This is a genomic window from Burkholderia sp. Tr-20390 (assembly GCF_017104595.1).
Taxonomy (GTDB): Bacteria; Pseudomonadota; Gammaproteobacteria; order Burkholderiales; family Burkholderiaceae; genus Burkholderia.
In genome coordinates this window covers 1-272 of the sequence record NZ_JAAGPC010000470.1, presented here as the reverse complement: position 1 = coordinate 272, position 272 = coordinate 1, and the positions used below count along the sequence as shown (strand labels likewise).

Sequence of the window (272 nt, the reverse complement as noted above, 5' to 3'; positions counted from 1 at the left end):
ATCGCCAGCACGTTCAGGTTGCGCGGCCAGCCGGCCGGCTGCGCGCCGCCTGCAAAGCCGCGTGCCTGCATCTGGTCGGCGACGTGCGCCGCGTCGCGCGCGAGCACGACCGTCACGTCGCGCGTGCGCGCCTGTCGCGCGCTCTCCCACACGAGCGCGTCGCAGGCCGGCGTGCCGCCGGCCGCGTAGATCGCGTACAGGCCGCCGGCTTCCAGTTGCGTCCACGTATCGGGCAAGCCGTCGATCGCGAGCCGGCTCACCGTGCCGATACG

The 272-nt window shown here is 74.3% G+C and carries 1 protein-coding gene; it reads right to left on the bottom strand.

Annotation, left to right across the window (positions count from 1 at the left end; genetic code table 11):
- Nucleotides 1-272, bottom strand: a 272-nt coding sequence (locus tag G3N98_RS39590; protein ID WP_277396950.1) for a BcsE family c-di-GMP-binding protein, incomplete at both ends; no start/stop codon positions are given.